This is a genomic window from Streptomyces sp. H39-C1 (assembly GCF_027158125.1).
Lineage (GTDB): Bacteria > Actinomycetota > Actinomycetes > Streptomycetales > Streptomycetaceae > Actinacidiphila > Actinacidiphila fildesensis.
Window position 1 is genome coordinate 270,736 of sequence record NZ_JAPVLS010000001.1, and the last position, 17,916, is coordinate 288,651.

The window sequence follows — 17,916 nt, forward strand, 5'->3', positions numbered from 1 at the left end:
CGCGGCGGCCCCGGACGCCGAATGCACTGTGTCCAGGGGCTGTTCACGGCCGGTCCCGGCCGGAGGGGGAGCGCGACACGCCGGGTGCCGGTAGTTGACAGGTTGCGGGGCCGCCGTTCGCTTTCGACGGTTGTGGAGTACACCCGTCTGTTCAGCGAAGGGAAAACATCTTCATGCGCACCCACCGGACGACCGGCGTGATCGTCTCCACCGCCCTCGTCGGCGCACTCGCATTCGGCACTGCCGGAACGGCATTCGCGTCCCCCGACGTCGCTCCCACCGGTACCTTCACCGGTCGCACCGCCCCGGCGGCTCCTGATCCCGCCGCACTACTCGCCCAGGTCACAGCCCTCGGCAATGTCGGCGCCGTCCTGACGCCGGTGACGGACCTGGTCAAGGCCGTGCTCGCGGCCCCCGGCAACAAGCTGTCGGCGGAGGACGCCACGAAGCACGCCGACGCGGTCAAGGCCGCGATCGCCGCGGCCAAGGTCCCCGCGGCGCCGGCTGTCCCGGCCGCGCCCGCAGCGCCCGCCGTCCCCGCCGCTCCGGCCGCCCCAGCCGTTCCTGCGGTTCCCGCCGCGCCTGCCGTGCCGGCCGTGCCGGCCACCCCCGCGCTGCCAGCCACCCCCGCGCTGCCAGCCACCCCCGCGCTGCCAGCCACCCCCGCGCTGCCCGGAGTTCCGGCGCTGCCCGGTGTGTCGATGCACGGCGTCAGTGCTGCGGACCGCTCCGCACCGCGTGCGGCCGACGTCGCGGGTGACGCGCTGGCCGGTCTGCAGACGGCCGTCGACAACCTGCTGAAGGCGGCCACGTCGGGTGACGTGGCGGGTGTCCTGACCAGCGCGCTCGCGACCGTCACCGGCCTGGTCAACTTCCTGGTCGCCACGGTCCTCGGCGGTGCGCTGCCGGCGCCGGACCTGCCCGGCCTGCCGAAGCTCCCGGCGCTGCCGACCCTCCCGGTCCCGCTCCCGCCGCTGCCGCTCAACGACCTCCCCGGCTGACGCGTTCAGGACCCCGACGACCTGCGGCACGCGGATGGACGCGCGCCGCAGGTCGTGGTCTTTTCCGGGGCGGGTGCCGGCGGAAGGGCGCCTCAGACCCGCTTCGCCCGCCAGGTGTTCAGCCGCGACCGCCAGCTGCGCACCACCGGCAGATAGCGGCGCACCGCCGCGGCCGCCCGGTCCCGGAGTGCGGCCCGTGCGACCTGGAGCCGGAGGGCGGGCGCGAACAGCGGCGACGTCATCAGCAGCCGCTGGTTGGCCACGAGGTCGGGGCACCAGGGCAGCTTGTTCGCCTCGTTGCCGCGCAGCAGGCTCAGCGCTCCGCCGCCGCCCGATGCGGTGGCGTGACCGGCGCCGTTCCTGATCAGCATGGTGGTGAGATCGGCCTTGGTGGCGCGCAGCCGGGGGTCGGCGCCGAAGAGATAGCCGCCGACCAGTTGCGGGGAGAGCATCTTGAGGTCCGCCGCCAGCACTTCGCCGTCCAGCCGGTACTCGGTGATGACGGCGTCGCCGCCGGCCACCATGTGCTGCCCGGCCCGCTTGAGGTGCGCGGCGAAGCGCGGCCTGGCGTGCTCCGGGGTCACCCCGCGTCCCTCCCACTGCAGGATGTGGAGGCGCAGCAGGTTCTCGACGGCCGTGGGCACCTCGTGCTCGGGGACGACGCGCTCCTCGATGCCCAGGGCGTCGAGTTTGCGTACGTAGGCCCGGGTGCGCTGGCCGCGGGAGGTGGACATCCGGGTGATCAGCTCGGCCAGCGGGACACCGGGCAGCTCCATGCAGACGGAGTCCGCCAGCCGCCGCTTCGGTCCCTGCCAGCACTCGTGGAGCCGTTCGGCGGCGGCGCCCGGCCGTACCTCGCGCAGGTCGATCAGCGCGCCGCGGGCCGCGCGGCGCAGTCCGGTGGCCATCGCGGTGACGGCGGCGTCGGTGGCGTTGTCGTCGAGCAGCACGTCGGAGAAGTCGGTGATGCTGCCGCCCAGCGGCACCAGGACGGGCAGCGGCCGGTGGGTGAGCATCAGCGGGGCGGCGCCGATGAGCTCCCCGTCCTGCCGGACGAGCAGCACCCGCAACCGGCGGGGCCGCCCGTACGACGTCCACCAGGAGTGCAGCCAGGAGTGGCTCTGGAACGGGGTGGCGGTCCGGCAGTGCCGGTGCAGGCGTCCCCACTCCTCGCGCAGCGCGGCGAACTGCAGCGGGTCGCGGCACATCGTCACCGAGCGGACGGCTGCGGTGTCGCCCCCGGTCATCACGCCATTTCCTTGACCGGCGGACGGCTGCCGTGGGCCGGGGCGGGAACAGCGGCGTGCGCGGCCGCCCGGCGGCCGCGGTTGCCGGGCCGGACCAGTAGGACCAGCGCGCCGACCAGGCCGCCGGCGCTGGCGCCGACGGCGCCGGACAGCGCCGTCGAGGGCGACGCGGCCGCGGCGGGGACGGCGGCCGGGGAGAACATCAGCAACCGCACCCCGGTGTTGGCGGCGTTCCGGTTGCCGGTGGCCGTCAGGGAGTTCGCCACGGCGTTCGCGATGTCCGAGGCGTCGCGGGCGCGGGACCCGGTGCCGGTGATCGCGATCATCGGCGCGTCGGGCGAGGTGGCCACCTGCACGTTCTCGCGCAGCCGCGCGAGAGGTACGCCCGCGTCCTCCTGCGCGTCGGCCAGCACCGTGGAACCGGTGATGACGCGGCCGTAGGCCTGTGCGAACCCGAGGGCGGTGGCCGGGTCGGAGTGCTGCGGCACGACGATGACGTAGCTGGTCGCGGAGTACTGCGGCGGGGTGGCCAGGCCGTAGCCCAGGCCGCCGGCCAGCCCGATGCCGATGCACAGCGGCAGCGGCCACCAGCGCGGCAGCCGCCGCGACGCGTCCCGCAGCCGGGTCGGCGCGCCGGGGGCGTGGGTGGGGGTCTCGTCCATGGGATCGCTCTTTCTGTGGGCTCTGGTCAGGGCCGGGCGGGCCGGGCGGCGGCGAGCGCGTACAGCTCGGCCAGCCGGCCGGCGGTGCCGGCGATGTCGTAGTGGCCGACGGCGGACGGCACCGGGAAGCGGTGTTGTCCGGCCTCCTGGTGCTGCCGCAGGGCGGCGGCGAGCGCGTCGGCACCGGCGCCGATACGCCGTGCGCCGGGTGCGTCCGCGGCGGGCAGGTCGTCGATGGCCGGGCAGGTGACGTACAGGACGGGCAGCCCGGCCGCGAGGGCCTCCAGCACGGCGAGCCCGAAGGTCTCCTCGCGCGAGGCGGAGACGAAGAGGTCGACGGTGGCGAGCAGCGCGGGGAGGGCCGGCGCCGGGTCGCGGCCGTCCCCGCCGCCGGTTTCGCCCAGCAGATGGATCCGGTCGGCCGCGCCCAGCCCGGCGGCCAGCCTCAGCAGGGCGTCGCGCTCGGGTCCCGCGCCGGCCAGCAGCAGCTGGGCGCCGGGGCGGCCGGCGACCGCGCGCACCAGCAGGTCGAACCGCTTGCCGGCCACCAGCCGCCCCACGCCGCCCACCACGAAGGCGTCCTGCGGGAGCCCGAGGCGGGTCCTGGTGGCCGCCCGGACCGCGGCGTCGAAGCGGAACGCCCCGGCGTCGATGCCGTTGGGCACCGTATGGATCCGCGGCCCCGGGATGCCCCAGGCGCGCAGCCGTTCGGCGACGGTGTCCGAGACCGCGACGGTCGCGCTGCCGAGTTTCTCGGTGCCCCGGTACAGGGCGCGGGTGCCGCGGGTGAGGGGGCGGCCCTCGATCGTGGTGGTCCCCAGGGAGTGCTCGGTGGCGACCACGGTGCGCACCCCGGCCAGCCGGGCGGCGATCCGGCCGTAGACGCAGGCCCGGTAGAGGTGGGTGTGGACGAGGTCGTAGCGCCCGGCGCGGATCAGCCGGGTGAGCCGGGGCAGCGCGGTGAGGTCCCGGTTCCCGGTCATCCCCAGATGGGTGACGGGTGTGCCGTCGGCGCGGATGCCCTCGGCGACCGGACCCGGGTGGGTGAGGGTGATGACCTCGCAGGACAGCGGCAGATGCCGCAGCAGCAGCCGCAACTGCTGTTCGGCCCCGCCGATGCCGAGCCCGGTGATGATGTGCAGGACCTTCATCGGCCGTCCTGCTCGACCCGGGGTTCCGAGGGGACCGGCGGGCCCTCGGCGACACGCGCGTCCGGCACTTCAGGGGCGTCCGGCACGTCAGGGGCGTCCGCGGAATCCCGAGGGCCGGCGGTGCGGGCGTACGGCAGCGCGGCGTAACCGCCCTCGAACGGCAGCGGGCGGCGGCGCAGCAGGTGTTGCAGCCGCTTGAGGTGGAGGTGCCCGGCGGTGTCCCGCTCCCCTACATAGGCGCGGGGCAGCGCGTGCGTCCCGGTCAGCGGCCCCGCTCCGACGGCGCAGCCGTACGCGTAGCCGGCCGCGCGTACGGCGTTGACGACGCGGGCGTCCAGCTTGCCGTACGGATAACAGAAGCCCTCGGGGGCCTTCCCGGTGATCTCCTGGAGCCGGTCGCGGCTGCCGCGCACCTCTGCGGCCAGCACGTCGTCGGCGGTGGCCGTCAGGTCCAGATGGACGAGGCCGTGGGAGCCGACCTCCATACCGGCGGCGGCCGCGGCGCGGATGCCGTCCTCGGTCAGCAGTGGTTTGCGCGGCCCCAGTTCGTCCCAGTCGTTGCTCCCGCCGAGCCTGCCGGGCAGGACGAAGACCGTGGCGGAGTGCTCGTACCGGCGCAGCAGCGGTACCGCGTGTTCCACGAAGTCGGCGTAGCCGTCGTCGAAGGTCAGCCCGACGAGCCGCTTCCCGCGCCCGTCCGCGCGGGCGCGCAGCAGCTCCGCCACGCCCACCCCGGTCAGGCCGCGGCCGTTCAGCCACCGCAGCTGCCGTTCCAGCCGGTCGGGGCTGACGGTGACCAGGTACGGATCGTCGGCGCACTCCCCGACGGAGTGGTACATCAGCACCCACGGCGCTGTCCGGCGGCCTCGTCCGGACAGCGTGTCGGAGGCGGCGGAGCGGCGCGGAGGGACGTGGACGGGGGAGATCTCAGCGGACATGGGGCAGCTTCCGTTTCACGGTGGCGAGCAGGTGCGGGACTTCCGGCACCCGTACGGCGGCGGCGGCCGCGGTGAAAATGGCCGGTACCACGAGACAGCAGACGGTGGTGGACAGGAGTGGTCCCGGCAGCAGGCGGGCGGTCGCCCAGCCGGCCGTAGTGGCGGCCGCGGCGGCCACCACGAGCCGGCCGAGACCCGCCGCGACCGTGCGGGCCCTGATGGCGATCACCTGCGCGCCGAGGCCGCGCAGCAGCAGCACGGCGGTGGCCGTGATGCCCGCGGCGTTGGCGCCGGCGATGCCGTAGATGCCCCAGTACCCGACGGTGACGGCTCCCGCGGTGATGGTGATCAGCAGTCCGGCACCCATGGCGGCGGCCGGGTACCAGGTGGGCCGGGCGGCCGAGAAGAACGGCCGGACCAGGGCTCCCACCATGCTCTGGCCCAGCAGGCCCAGCGCGTAGACCCGCATGACGGACGCCGTCGCGGCGGTGTCGGCCGCGTCGAAGGCGCCGCGCTGGAAGAGCAGTTGGACGATCTGCGGCGCACAGGCGATGACGAAGGCGGTGCCGAGCAGCACCACGATGCCGGCCAGCGTGAGATCGCGTTCCACCCGGCGCCGCGCCTTGTCCGGCTCACCGTCGGCCAGCGCCTGCGCGACCACCGGGAAGGTGACCGTGACGATCATCAACGAGAGCACCATCGGCAGTTGGGCGACCTTCTGCGCGTAGTTCAGATGCGAGATGGCGCCCGCGGGGAGCGAGGCGGCGAGGAACCGTTCGATCAGCACCTGCGCCTGGCGGCAGAGGCTGAAGATGATGACGGGAGCCAGCAGCGCGATCCCGAGGGGCGCGGCGCCCGCGTCCCCGGCGGCCCGTGCGGCGGCCCGCACCGAGCGCCGCGGGCGCGGGCCGCGCGGCGGCAGCCGGCGCAGGAACGACGGGAGTTGGACGAGCACCATCAGCAGGCCGCCGACCGCGACACCGGCCGCGGCGGCGCGCACTCCCCAGCGGGCGTGGAGCAGCAGCAGGGTGGCGATGATGCCGACGTTGTAGACGACGTAGATGGCCGCCGGCGGGACGAACCGGCGGTGCGCGCGCAGCGCGGCGCTGAAGTAGCCGGTGAGGCCGAACGTCAGGACGGTGGCGGCGGTGAGCCGGGTGCAGTCGACCGCGAGGGCGGGGTCCTTCAGACCGGGCGCCAGGATCCCCACGAGCACGGGCGCGCCCAGTTCGAGCAGCACCATCGCCGCGCCCAGGGCGAGCAGCAGCCGGGGCAGCGTGGCCGCCAGCAGCGTCCGTACGGGGTCCGGCCCTTGCCCCGCTCCGCGGCGCCGGGCCAGGGCGAGGCTGAAGGCCGGGATCAGCAGCAGGGCCATCGCGTCCTCGATGAGGACGGTGGAGGAGAGTTCCGGCACGGTCCAGGCGACCAGGAACGCGTCGGTGGCGGGTCCCGCGCCGAAGAGGTGGGCGATCGTCTGGTCGCGGAGCAGGCCCAGCAGCGAGCCGAGCGCGGTGAGCGCGGCGGTGAGGGCCGCGGCCCGCGCCAGTACCCGTCCCAGGCCGGACGGTTGGGGCTGTTCCCTCGCCGCTCCCCCGCCGTCCGGCGCGGGGGAAGGAGCGGGGACGACAGCCGGGGCTACGCCTTCGAGGACGCCGGATCGCGGTGGCTGCGCGGGAGGTTCGGGTGGCGCCGTGGTGTCCGTCATCGGACGGCCTCCGGGCGCAGTGCCCAGGCGGCGGCCAGTCCGAAGAGCATGGCGGTCAGCACGGTCGAGGGCCCGCCGATGTCCGCGTACAGGAAGTCGACGCACTGCCAGAGCAGCAGCCCGGTCGCGATCAGCCCGCACTCGGTGCCGCGGCCCGCGCGCCGGGCTCCCGCCAGCCGGCTCAGCCCGACGGCCAGCAGCGCCGCCCAGCTGCCGACGATCAGGGTGATCCCGATCAGCCCCTGCTCGCTGAGGATGAGCAGATACATGTTGTGCGGGGACAACAGGGGTTCGCGCGCGAACCCCTGGCCCGCGCCGTCGGTGTCGCTGCCGGACGACAGGTCGAGCGCGGCGTGCCCGTCGCGGTGGGCGGGGAAGCCCTTGAGGCCGACGCCGGTGGCCGGCCGCTCGCGCCACATGTCGGTGGCGGCGGCCCACAGGCTGTACCGGTCGGTGACCGACGAGTCGGGCGCGTCCGTCACCTGCGTGATGCTGGCGAGCCGGTCGCTGATCAGCTGGGAGCCCACCCCGGCGCCGCCGACCAGCACCACGCCCGCCGCGGCCGTCACCGCGAGGATCCGTACCGCCTGGCGCCAGCCGGCCAGCACGGTCATCACCGAGCACGCCAGCACGGTGGCGATCCAGGTGCCGCGGCTGAAGGACAGCACCAGCGGGACCACGAGCGCCGCGGCGCAGCCCAGCGCGACCGGCCGCAGCCGGCGGGGGGAGCCGGGCGCGGCCGGCGCGAGGGCCAGCCCGACGGAGATCATCAGCCCGTAGGCGACCACGGTGGCCATGCCCATCACGTCCGACGGCCCGAACGTGCCGACGGCGCGGATGTTCTCGCCGACGTACGAGGCGCCGGTTCCCGTCGCGTACTGGTAGACCCCGAACGCGCCCTGCACCAGGGCGAGCAGTACGACGGAGCCGGCCACCACCAGGAAGTCGCGGGTGGTGCGCAGCAGCAGCACCAGCGCGGTCGGCACGAGGACGAAGACCTGTAGGTACCGCACGAATCCGGCGACACCGGCGGCCGGATCGGCGGCGGCGAGGGTGGCCACCGCGATCGCGACGACGGGCGCGCCCAGGACGAGGGCGGCCGCCGCGGTCAGCGGACGCGTCCGCGCCCGCAGCGCCCGGACGGCGCAGAAGGCGACCAGCACTCCCGAGGCCGCGTCGGCGGGGGTCATCTTCCCGGAGGCGCTCACATCCCCGGCGCCGACCGGGGCCGCGAGCAGCAGCACGGTCGCGACCGCGGGCAGCAGCGGCCCCAGCCAGGCCCATCGGTCGACTGCGTGGCGGGCCGGGGGACGGGCGGCCGGCGCGTGCCGTACGGGGCGGGGGGCGGTGTCCGGGAGGACGGCCACGCTCAGCTCCCCCCGAACCGGAAGAGCGCCGTCGCGGTGCGCAGCAGGATGCGGATGTCCTGCCACAGCGACCAGCTCTCGATGTAGTGGTTGTCGAAGCGGGCCCGGTCCTCGATGGAGGTGTCGCCGCGCAGCCCGTGGATCTGCGCGAGGCCCGTGATGCCGACGGGCATCCGGTGCCGCTCCTGGTATCCGGGGTACGTCTGGCTGAACTGGCGGACGAAGTAGGGCCGTTCCGGCCGGGGGCCGACCAGGCTCATGTCACCGCGCAGCACGTTCCACAGCTGCGGCAGCTCGTCCAGCGAGGTACGGCGCAGGAAGTGGCCGACGGCGCTCATCCGCCGGTCGTGGGAGACGTTCCACCGGGTGGCCGACTCCCGCTCGTCGCTCGGCCGCAGGGTGCGGAACTTCAGCAGGACGAACGGCCGGCCGTCCAGGCCGACGCGCTCCTGCCGGAAGAGCACCCCGGGGCCGTCGGAGAGCCGGACGGCCAGCGCGCTGAGTGCCAGGATCGGGGCCGCGGGCAGCAGCGCCAGGAAGGCGAGCAGGGCGTCCAGCACCCGCTTGGCGATCAGGCCGGCGCCGGGGCGCGGGTAAGGGTCGAGGCGGGCGCAGGCGAAGCCCCACAGATGGCCGGCCGCCGGCCGGCCGGCGGTCCTGGAGCCGGGCCCCGACGTGACCTGCCACAGACAGCAGCCCCGGGCGGCGAGCAGCCGGACCAGGTTCGCGGCCGCCGGATTGCCCGCCGGGGGGCCGGCGAACACGGCGTAGCGCACCGAGTTCTGGATGATCGCCCGGTGGATGTCGCCGACGGAGCCGAGCACGGGCAGCGGTGAGTCCGTGCCCGGCGTGTTGTACGGGTGCACCACGCCGACCGGCCGCATGCCGTACTCGGGGTGCGCGTACAGCACGTCGGCCACCTGCTGGACGACGGGACCGGCCCCGACGAGCAGCGTCGAGCGCGGAGGGCGCCGCGCCGACCAGCGCTGGAACCGGTAGACGACCGCGCGTGCGGCGCAGGCCAGCAGGCTGGTCGCGGCGATCGTGGTGAGCAGCACCGGCCAGCCGGGGGAGTGCGCCGGGCGGACGGCGGCGAGGGTGGTGGCGGACGCGCACCAGGCGAGGGCCGAGCAGCCGAGCAGCGCGGGCAACTCGTCGAGTGCCGCCGGGTCGAGGCCGGTTCGGTACAGCCCGGCGTAGGTGTGCAGGAGCGTCAGGCACACCAGGAGCGGTCCGAGCAGCAGCACCGGGGAACCCGGGCGGACGGCCAGCACGCCGGCGGCGGCCAGGCAGTCGGTGGCGACGAGCGGGACGACCGCGCGGTGGCGGACGGCGACCCGTGCGTGGGGGCGCCGCTGCACGGCGGCGTCGGACGGTCCCCGGGGTGGCGAGATCGGGGCGGTGGTGGCGGGCGCGACCTTGGTCTGCCGCACGTGCCGGGCTGGGTGGGGCGCGCTTGCGCTCTCCGTCGTCATCGCGTGATGCGTTCCCTGCACTCGGGTCGCGACGGATCGAGCATGTCGCGGTAGAGGTCCGCGACCGATGCCGTCGTCCGCCGCACGTCGTATGTCGTGCGCACGTGGTTGAGGGCCCGGCGGGCCGCGGTTGCGCACACGCCGGGGTTGGTCAGCAGGCCGAGCAGCGCCTGGGCGAGGGCGTCGGGATCCTCCGGCGGCACCAGGCAGAAGCGCTCCTGGCCGGGTGGCAGGCTCTCCCGCGCGCCGTCGACGTCGGTCATCACCACGGGGCGGCCGCAGGCCATCGCCTCCAGCGGGGCCAGCGCCATCCCCTCCCACCGGGACGGCTGGACGACCACGTCGGCGGCCCGGTACCAGGGGACGGCGTCGCGGGTGGCCCCGGCGAACAGCACCCCTTCGGGGGCGTCCCGGAGCAGCCGGTCGCGGTCGGGTCCTTCGCCCACCAGGACCAGCCGGGCGTCGGGCAGCCGGGCGGTGACCTCGGGCCAGGCCCGCAGGAGCAGGTCCTGGCCCTTCTGCGGACACAGCCGGCCCACGCAGACCACGAGGCGGTCGGCGGGACCCAGGTCGGTGAGGGCGGGCATCGAGGCGCGCAGTCCGCGGGCCGCGTCCGGCGGCCCGCCGTCGGGAGTGAATCGCTCGAGGTCGACGCCGTTGGGAACGACCGCCCAGCGGGCGTCGATCCCGGCACGTTCCCCTGTCAGCCGTTCGCTCTCGCTGACACAGAGCACCCGGGTGGCCCAGCGCGCGGCCCACCGCTCCCAGCGCAGAGCGGCGTACGCGGTCGCCCCGCCGACCGCTTCGAAGGACCAGGCGTGCGGCTGGAACACCGTCGGGACCCGGCCGCGTACCGCCAGCCGTCCGGCCAGTCCGGCCTTGGCGCTGTGGGCGTGCAGCAGGTCGGGACGCACCTCGCGGACCACCCGGCGGGCGCGGGCGGTCTCGCCGGGAAGGCCTGGGCCGGGGGAACGGCCGGCCGCCCAGGGCACGACCTCGGCGCCCGCCTCGGCCGCGTCGGCGGCCAGGACGCCGCCGGGAGGGCAGGCCACGACCGCGCGGACCCCGTCACCGACCTGGGCCCGCACCAGGTCGGTGACGACGCGGGCGACCCCGCCGTCGACCGGCTGAACGAGGTGGAGCACCGTCAGCCGGCCCGGGTCCTGCTGGTGTTGCGGCATCGCGCGCCGTTCTCTCTCTCCGCGACATGAAGAATCGGATGTGTGCTGCCTGCCCTGTCCCGCCACATCAGTGGTCTGTCCCGCTAACAACGAGGGGTCTGCCGGGCAGGTAATCCTTGTTCGGCGCGCCGGCGCGAAATCGGAGCTCAGTGCCGCCGCCGGCCGACGGCGGAACCTGGTTCACCGACCGGCGCCCGCAGGTCGATCGGCGAACTCCTGTTCGTCCGCTCGCAAATGCCGGCGGAATGCTGGTTGCTCTCCACAGTCAACCATCAGAACAGGAATGCACCGTGACAGAGCGCGGATTGAAAATCACGCAGGACGCGCTGACCACGGCTCCTAGCACATTCTTACGACCAACTGATCAATCAGCGCGGTGTGTTGACGTACCGGCGTTTGTCGAACGGGGTCGCGAAAGAAACGATGCGGCTATTCGGCAACCCGTACACATGCGCGGGATTTCACCTTCCGGGGGAGGTACCCCCGGGCGTGCCGGTGCGTTGATAGTTCCGTTGGCCCATCCGGGCCAACGCCGCTTTCCAGCTCTCCAGTAGAAAAAGGTGCTCCCTTGTCACGCTTCGCCAAGGCAACCGTTCTGACCGCTTTCGCCGGTGCCGCTGTCGCCGGTGCGTCCGGTATCGCTTTCGCGGACTCCGGTGCCCAGGGTGCCGCTGTGGAGTCGCCCGGTGTCGGTTCCGGCAACCAGATCCAGGTTCCGGTGCACGTGCCCGTCAACCTGTGCGGCAACTCCGTCAGCGTGATCGGCCTGCTCAACCCGGTATTCGGCAACGTCTGCGTGAACCGCTGACCGCACGGCTCGTTGTCCGGGCCGGGGTCGTCACCATTCGGGTGAAGGGCCATAACTAAACCTGGGATGGACAGTTGATCAGTCCGACCCGGTACCGGGGCAATCTCGCACAAGAAGGAATAATCGTGATCAAGAAGTTCCTCGCCACGGCTGCGGTGGCTGTCTCCGTCGTCGGCGCCACCGCCGCGATGGCCGCGCCCGCGATGGCGATCGGCGACGACAGCGGTGCCAGCACCACCAACGGCAACGGTTCCGAGCAGTCGTACGGCAACACTTACACCAGCGGCTACATGAGCCCCTCGTTCGCGCTCGTCCAGGGTTCCCTGAACAAGCCGTGCATCGCCCTCCCGGCGAAGGCCAACGTCGGTTCGCTGGTCGGCCTGGTTCCGATCACGGTCCAGGACATCAACGTCCTGTCGTCGCCGCAGAACCAGCAGTGCACCGAGAACTCCTCGCAGATCAAGGGCGACGAGCCGCTGTCGCACATCCTGGACCAGATCCCGGTCCTCTCCGGCAACGGCGCGGGCAACCACTGATCCGCATTGCCTGAAGGCCCTGGCCGCCGGTGATCACCACCGGCGGCCAGGGCTGTTCTGCGTTGACCGCAATTCGTACCTGGAATCGTATTCAGCACGGCAATTCGTGAATTGCGGAAGCCGAAGTTACGGCATTCGGGTGGATGATCACGGCAGCGGCACGTGAAGGGTTTCTCCAGCCATCGGCAGTCGTTACCCCGGATGGTAGCGGCGTCACGGGCGGCAAGAAATTCCCCCGGGCAGCACGACGGTCGTGACTGTGATCGACGCCCCTACGGAAAGGGAGCTCAACGTGAAATACTCGAAGGTTGCCGCAATCGCCGCAGGAACGCTGATGGTCATGGGTGGCGCTGCCCCCGCATTCGCCGACGCCGGCGCCCAGGCCGAGGTCTCGCACTCCCCGGGTGTGCTGTCGGGCAACAGCCTTCAGGTCCCGATCCACATCCCGGTCAACGTGTGCGGCAACACGGTCAACGTCATCGCCCTGCTCAACCCGGCGTTCGGCAACGCCTGCACCAACAAGTGACGTTGGTCCCCAGCCCGTGAGGGCGACCCGCTGCGGCCCCGGAGCGCTCGCCTGTGCTCCGGGGCCGCTTCGGTTGCGGCGTGCGGGAGACCTTCCCGCGCGCTTCGTGAAACACCCATGGCAGGGAAGAGAGTCGATGCGACAGGCCTTGAGCAGGAGTCTGATCACCGTCGCCGCGGCGAGCGGAGTGCTCGCCATGACCGGCGGCTACGCACACGCCGATACGGAGGCGCAGGCGACCACCTCGAACTCGCCGGGCGTGCTGTCCGGCGACAGCGTCCAGGTCCCGGTGGACGCGCCGGTGAACCTGTGCGGCAACTCGGTGGACGTCGTGGCGCTGTTGAACCCGTCGATGGGCAACGGCTGCGGCAACGAGTCGGCCCCGGCGCACGAGCGGCACGCGGCGGTACCCGCGCAGCACACCGGGGCACCCTCGCACGGGAGCGCCCAGCACGGCGGCCGGCACCACAAGGAGCACAGCGGCCACCACGGCATGCGGCACGACGAAGGGAACACCACGTCGGGCTCGCCCGGTGTGGGCTCGGGCAACAGCATCCGGGTGCCGGTCCAGGCCCCGGTCACCGTGTGCGGCGACTCGGTGAACGTCGTGGCGCTGCTGAACCCGGCCATGGGTACGGACTGCGGTGGGGACGAGTGGACCCCGCCGCCGACGCACCCCATGCCGCCGCCGGTCCGGCACACCCCGCCGCCGACGCACGTCACCCCGCCGCCGGTCGAGCAGGTCACGCCGCCGAAGCACGCGGCCGCGACCCGGCCCGTCGTTCCGGTGCGCGCGCAGCTCGCTCAGACGGGTTCCGGGGATCTCGGTACGGCCGGAGCGGTCAGTGCGGGGCTGCTGCTGAGTGGAGCAATGCTCTACCGCCGAACGCGCGCCGCACGGGTCTGATCGAATTGATCTGTTGACGCGATGGGGAAACGGCCTGCCCCGGTGTCCCGCGACAGGAGAGATTCGCGAGGTGCCCGAATCGGCGAATTCGCCGGCGGCTGGGGGCCCACCGCGGGCAGGCCGTGCGCAGGAATCTGCGGACTCCTCGTGCGTCTTCGATAGTACGGGCCGGACGCCGTGGTCCCCCCGGCCGAACCGCGACTTCACGCGAACGAGAATATGTCATTTCGCTTGTTTCACATGCGTTCGGCTGTTTCCGGTACTCCTGGCCGGAATCCGGAGAACTCAATTGATACTAGAATTGCATGAGTTCTTCACTTTCGAGTGATTGCCAAGAAGGATCTTTCCTCATGGTTTCCGTTGCGCGGCGGGGTCGTTAGCCAGGGGGACTACGGCGTCGTGAGCCACCAGCCGCTCACCCGGCCACCACCTCTGTGGCCGACCCGGGCGCCGCTACTGAAAGGGTTGACAGTGAAGTTCTCCAAGGTTGCTGTGGTCGTCGCCGGTTCCGTGATGGCCGTGGGTGCCGCCGCGCCGGCGTTCGCCGCCGACGGGGCCCCGATGCCGACCAGCATCAACGGCGGCCTCGACCAGGCCTTCGCGGCGCAGCCGGTGCAGCAGGCGGGCGACGCCAGCCTCGGACCCGTGGTGGGCGCGGTCTCCAAGACCACCGACAAGCTGCGGTCGGACACCTCCACGGACTCGCTCCTGGGCCAGACGACCGACGCCGCCAAGAACCTGACGCCGGCGCTGGCCGGCGCCGCGAAGGCCACGTCGCTGCTCGGCGGCCTGCCCCTCGGCGGCTGACTTCACTGTGCGGGGCAATTTCCGCCAATGGAATGAAGCTCCGGAACCAAACCCGTTCTGAACGGTTGATCTCTTCGCCCCGACGTAGGGCATCCCCCCGCAGACAAATGACTGATCATGATCAAGAAGTTCCTGGCCGGCGCTGCCCTGGCGGCCTCCGTCGTCGCCGTCGGTGCCGCCTCGGCCGCGCCCGCGATGGCCATCGGTGATGAGTCGGGTCTCAACACCGTGAACGGCAACGGGGCGGAGCAGTCCTACGGCAACACCCACACCGACGGCATGCAGAGCCCGCAGATCGGCCTCGTGCAGGGCTCGCTCAACAAGCTCTGCGCGGGCGTCCCGGTCAAGGCCAACGTCGGCTCGCTCGTCGGCATCCTGGTGCCGGTCACGGCCCAGGACATCAACGTCCTGGCGTCGCCGCAGAACCAGCAGTGCGCCGAGAACTCCACCCAGGGCAAGGGCGACGAGGCCGCGTCGCACATCCTGAACCAGATCCCGGTGCTCTCCGGCAACGGCGCCCACAACGGCTGACGCCCGCCACGCACCACTCCGGGTCGCCGGCCCATCTCCTCCAGCGACCCGGCCCCCTCACCCGCGCGTGGTCAGCGGCGGGCTGCCGGTGAGTGCTCAGCGGTGAGTGGTCAGCGGCGGGTGAACTCCATGATCCAGTTGGTCACCCAGGTCTGCTCCCCGTCCACCGAGAACGCCTGCTCCCAGCGCGCGGAGTCCTCGGTGATCCCCGACCAGATGAAGCGGGCCCTGATCTGCTGCCCCGCATGCGTGTCGTCCCCGTAGAACTCGCCGACGCCGTCGGTGAAGGTTCCGGTGACCGGTGGGAACAGCGTCCCGGTGCGCCTGCTGGCCCAGTACAGCGACCACTCCTTGCGCTCGGTGTCGAACAGCCGCAGGGTCAGCCCGGCGAACTCCTTGGTCGGGAAGACGATCTCGTCGAAGTTCGCGCCCCCCTCGAAGTGCCCCGACGCGTGGCTGACGGCCGGGAACTCCTCCCACTCGCTGGTCTCGTCGAGGAAGTCGGTGCGCCACCGGTTGGCGACGTCCCAGCTGCCGGTGAGGAAGTCGAAGTCGTTCATGAGCGGTCTCCTGTAGTGCCCTCGGCGAGCGAGTCGGCGAGATAGGCGGCAAGGTCGGGGCGGTCGGGCGCGAGCATGTGGCGTACCCATGCGTCCCGTTCATGGAGGATCGGCGGCAGCTCCCAGACGCAGCCGATCAGCGTCGGCTCCAGCCGGACGAAGTGCGTGGGGTCCTGGTCGGGACAGCCCAGCACCGGCTGGCCGCCCGCCGCCCCGGCGAAGTGCAGGGCGTTGTCCCAGGCCCAGCTGTACGCGTTGAGATACGCTCCGTCGTCCCCTCCCCTGTGGAGGACGATGAAGGTGGCCTGCGGCGTACCGTCCGGCTCGGGCAGCAGCTCCGGGAGGATCGCGTACGCGGCCTTCTCGACCTCGGGCTCGATCCCCGCCGGGTCGGCGGTGACGTGGTAGCGCTTGATGGAACGGCCCCCCACCTCGACCGGTGGCAGCACCCGCAGCAGTTTCTCCGTGAAAGCCATGGCTGGACCGTAGAGGCCCTTCACTGACATCTTGTGTCAGTGAAGTCCAGCCGTCTGCTCTCCGTTCTGCTGCTGCTCCAGACCCGGGGCCGGATGACCGCCGCCCAGCTCGCGCAGGAGCTGGAGGTGTCGGTGCGGACCGTCTACCGGGACGTCGACGCGCTGCACGCGGCGGGCGTCCCGCTGTACGGCGACGCCGGGCACTCCGGCGGCTACCAGCTCCTCGCCGGCTACCGCACCCGGCTGACCGGACTGAGCGCGGGCGAGGCGGAGGCGCTCTTCCTGTCCGGCATCCCGGGCCCCGCCGCCGAGCTGGGACTCGGCTCCGCCCTCGCGAACGCCCAGCTCAAACTGCGCGCGGCGCTCCCGCCCGAACTGCGCGCCCAGGCCGAACGCATGCAGTCCAGATTCCATCTCGACGCGCCCGGCTGGTACGCGGAGGACGATGACGTCCCGCATCTGCCGAAGGTCGCGGACGCGGTGTGGCACAGCCGGGTGCTCGACGTCCGCTACCGCCGCTGGAAGGCGCCGACCGATGTCGACCGGCGCCTGGAGCCGTACGGGCTGGTCCTCAAGGCGGGCCGCTGGTACCTCGTCGCCGGGCCGGGACCGTACACCTACCGCGTCGACCAGATCCTCGAACTCACCGTGCTCGACGAGGAGTTCCAGCCACCCGAGGACTTCGGCCTGGTCGGCTACTGGCAGCGCTACCAGGCGGACTTCCACGCCCGTCTCCACCAGGGCGAGGCTCTGGTCCGGCTCGCGCCGGGCGCCGCGTCCCGGCTCACCGGAGCCGCCGCCCGCGCCCTGGCCGCCACCGGAACCCCGGAACCGGACGGCTGGACCCGCGCGACGCTCCCCATCGAGTCCCTCGACCACGCCCACGGCGCGTTCCTCGCCCTCGGCACGGACATCGAAGTCCTCGGCCCCCCGGAACTGCGCTCCCGGCTGGCCGGGACCGCCCGGACGCTGGCGGACCGGTACGCCTCCGCGTGACAGCGGCGCCCGTCCGGGGACGAACCCGGGCACGGGCACAATGACACTGTGCTGCATGTGCGAGTGATCAGTCCCGTGGAACGCACCGACGAGGTGCTGAGGATCGCCACCGACTGCCCCGCGGTGGTCAACGTGATCAGACTGCCCGGCGCCGCGTACGCGCCGCCGGGCGACTTCGTCGAGTTCGACGTGGCCAGGGAAGCGGCCAACGGCGTGCTCGCGCAGTTGCGCGCGCTGGGGTTGAAGGACAGCGGCGGGATCACCGTCGAGGAGCTGTACCTGTCGATCTCCACCGCCGCCGAGAAGGCCGAGGAGCTGGCACCGGGGGAGCCGGACGACGCCGTCGTCTGGGAGGAACTGGCCGCGCGCACCGCCGCCGAGACCCGCCTCACCTGGGCGTTCCTGGCCTTTCTCGCGCTCGCGACACAGATCGCGGCGATCGGCGCGCTGCTGGACCAGCCGATCCTGATCGTCGGCGCGATGGTGCTGGGCCCCGAGTTCGGTCCGGTGGCGGCGGCCTGCTTCGGGGTGCTGCGGGGCGATCTGCGGCTGATCGGCGCGGCCGTGCGCACGCTCGTCATCGGCTTCGCCGTGGCGATCGCGATCACGACGGCCTGCGCGGTCATCAGCCGGCTGCTGGGCTGGATCACTCCATCGATGCTGGACAACAGGCCGACCACCGACTTCATCATCCATCCGGACAAGTGGTCGTTCATCGTGGCGTTGCTGGCCGGGGTCGCGGGAATCCTGTCGATGACCGCGGGCAAGTCCGCTGCCCTGGTGGGCGTCTTCATCTCGGTCACCACCGTCCCGGCGGCGGGCAACATCGCCGTGGCGGTCGCCCTCGCCCACTGGCACGAGGTCGCCGCCTCGTTCCAGCAACTCGGCGTGAACCTCGCCGGGATGCTCCTGGCCGGCACCGTCACCCTCTTCCTCCAGCGCTTCCTGTGGAACCGCTACGGCCTGCACATCACCACGGGCCACCGCCCGGACGGCACCGATGCAATGAATCAAGGAAGTTGACGCAAGACTTTGATGGACT

General features: G+C 72.7%; 19 protein-coding genes. 9 read left to right on the plus strand and 10 right to left on the minus strand.

The window, feature by feature from the left end; all coding sequences use genetic code 11:
• Positions 1-173 precede the first annotated feature (173 nt).
• A complete protein-coding gene (locus O3W51_RS01265) occupies positions 174-1,001 on the plus strand; it encodes a hypothetical protein (RefSeq protein WP_269282997.1) in 828 nt (275 codons plus the stop codon).
• Between the two features lie 92 nt (positions 1,002-1,093).
• On the opposite strand, the gene O3W51_RS01270 is transcribed toward O3W51_RS01265, so the two are convergent.
• From O3W51_RS01270 to O3W51_RS01305, 8 genes are read right to left on the minus strand one after another with little or no spacing between them, the layout of a single operon-like run.
• Entirely contained in the window at positions 1,094-2,248 is a 1,155-nt protein-coding gene (locus O3W51_RS01270; RefSeq protein WP_138351293.1) for a GNAT family N-acetyltransferase, read from the minus strand.
• Complete coding sequence (locus tag O3W51_RS01275; RefSeq protein ID WP_138351294.1) at positions 2,248-2,910, minus strand: lipopolysaccharide biosynthesis protein; 663 nt, start codon at positions 2,908-2,910, stop codon at positions 2,248-2,250. Before O3W51_RS01275 ends, O3W51_RS01270 begins: the two co-directional genes overlap by 1 nt.
• 26 nt (positions 2,911-2,936) lie before the next feature.
• Positions 2,937-4,061, minus strand: coding sequence for a glycosyltransferase (locus O3W51_RS01280; RefSeq protein ID WP_138351295.1), 1,125 nt, complete (start codon positions 4,059-4,061; stop codon positions 2,937-2,939).
• On the minus strand, positions 4,058-4,999 hold the full coding sequence (locus O3W51_RS01285) for a polysaccharide deacetylase family protein (protein ID WP_443048231.1): 942 nt from the start codon (positions 4,997-4,999) through the stop codon (positions 4,058-4,060). Before O3W51_RS01285 ends, O3W51_RS01280 begins: the two co-directional genes overlap by 4 nt.
• Positions 4,989-6,704, minus strand: a complete 1,716-nt coding sequence (locus tag O3W51_RS01290) for a lipid II flippase MurJ (protein WP_138351296.1) — start codon at positions 6,702-6,704, stop codon at positions 4,989-4,991. Before O3W51_RS01290 ends, O3W51_RS01285 begins: the two co-directional genes overlap by 11 nt.
• Positions 6,701-8,071: an O-antigen ligase family protein gene (locus O3W51_RS01295; RefSeq protein ID WP_381584656.1), complete on the minus strand. Its 1,371-nt coding sequence runs from the start codon at positions 8,069-8,071 to the stop codon at positions 6,701-6,703. Before O3W51_RS01295 ends, O3W51_RS01290 begins: the two co-directional genes overlap by 4 nt.
• Positions 8,072-8,073: 2 nt before the next feature.
• The gene (locus tag O3W51_RS01300; RefSeq protein ID WP_269283005.1) at positions 8,074-9,546 is read right to left on the minus strand and encodes a sugar transferase; all 1,473 of its coding nucleotides are present in this window, start codon (positions 9,544-9,546) and stop codon (positions 8,074-8,076) included.
• Positions 9,543-10,727 carry a glycosyltransferase family 4 protein gene (locus O3W51_RS01305; RefSeq protein ID WP_138351298.1) on the minus strand — a complete coding sequence of 395 codons (1,185 nt, stop codon included), beginning with the start codon at positions 10,725-10,727 and terminating at the stop codon, positions 9,543-9,545. Before O3W51_RS01305 ends, O3W51_RS01300 begins: the two co-directional genes overlap by 4 nt.
• A 568-nt stretch (positions 10,728-11,295) precedes the next feature.
• Between O3W51_RS01305 and O3W51_RS01310 the strand changes: the two genes are divergently transcribed.
• From O3W51_RS01310 to O3W51_RS01335, 6 genes are all read left to right on the plus strand, one after another.
• Positions 11,296-11,535, plus strand: a complete 240-nt coding sequence (locus O3W51_RS01310; RefSeq protein ID WP_138351299.1) for a chaplin — start codon at positions 11,296-11,298, stop codon at positions 11,533-11,535.
• A gap of 125 nt (positions 11,536-11,660) precedes the next feature.
• Positions 11,661-12,071, plus strand: coding sequence for a rodlin (locus O3W51_RS01315; protein WP_138351300.1), 411 nt, complete (start codon positions 11,661-11,663; stop codon positions 12,069-12,071).
• A 292-nt stretch (positions 12,072-12,363) separates the two neighbouring features.
• On the plus strand, positions 12,364-12,597 hold the full coding sequence (locus O3W51_RS01320; RefSeq protein WP_138351301.1) for a chaplin: 234 nt from the start codon (positions 12,364-12,366) through the stop codon (positions 12,595-12,597).
• A gap of 136 nt (positions 12,598-12,733) precedes the next feature.
• Entirely contained in the window at positions 12,734-13,504 is a 771-nt protein-coding gene (locus O3W51_RS01325) for a chaplin (RefSeq protein WP_138351302.1), read from the plus strand.
• Positions 13,505-13,975: 471 nt separating this feature from the next.
• Entirely contained in the window at positions 13,976-14,311 is a 336-nt protein-coding gene (locus tag O3W51_RS01330) for a hypothetical protein (protein WP_138351303.1), read from the plus strand.
• 117 nt (positions 14,312-14,428) lie between these two features.
• Positions 14,429-14,842, plus strand: coding sequence for a rodlin (locus tag O3W51_RS01335; RefSeq protein ID WP_138351304.1), 414 nt, complete (start codon positions 14,429-14,431; stop codon positions 14,840-14,842).
• Between the two features lie 110 nt (positions 14,843-14,952).
• Here O3W51_RS01335 and O3W51_RS01340 read toward each other — a convergent pair whose 3' ends face one another.
• On the minus strand, positions 14,953-15,402 hold the full coding sequence (locus tag O3W51_RS01340) for a hypothetical protein (protein ID WP_138351305.1): 450 nt from the start codon (positions 15,400-15,402) through the stop codon (positions 14,953-14,955).
• Entirely contained in the window at positions 15,399-15,878 is a 480-nt protein-coding gene (locus O3W51_RS01345; protein ID WP_138351306.1) for a hypothetical protein, read from the minus strand. The genes O3W51_RS01340 and O3W51_RS01345 overlap by 4 nt, the downstream gene beginning before the upstream one ends.
• 39 nt (positions 15,879-15,917) lie before the next feature.
• Here O3W51_RS01345 and O3W51_RS01350 point away from each other — a divergent pair, with 39 nt between their 5' ends.
• Both O3W51_RS01350 and O3W51_RS01355 read left to right on the plus strand, forming a co-directional pair.
• A complete protein-coding gene (locus O3W51_RS01350) occupies positions 15,918-16,874 on the plus strand; it encodes a helix-turn-helix transcriptional regulator (protein ID WP_198357282.1) in 957 nt (318 codons plus the stop codon).
• Positions 16,875-16,922: 48 nt separating this feature from the next.
• On the plus strand, positions 16,923-17,897 hold the full coding sequence (locus O3W51_RS01355) for a DUF389 domain-containing protein (RefSeq protein ID WP_138351308.1): 975 nt from the start codon (positions 16,923-16,925) through the stop codon (positions 17,895-17,897).
• Positions 17,898-17,916: the final 19 nt, after the last annotated feature.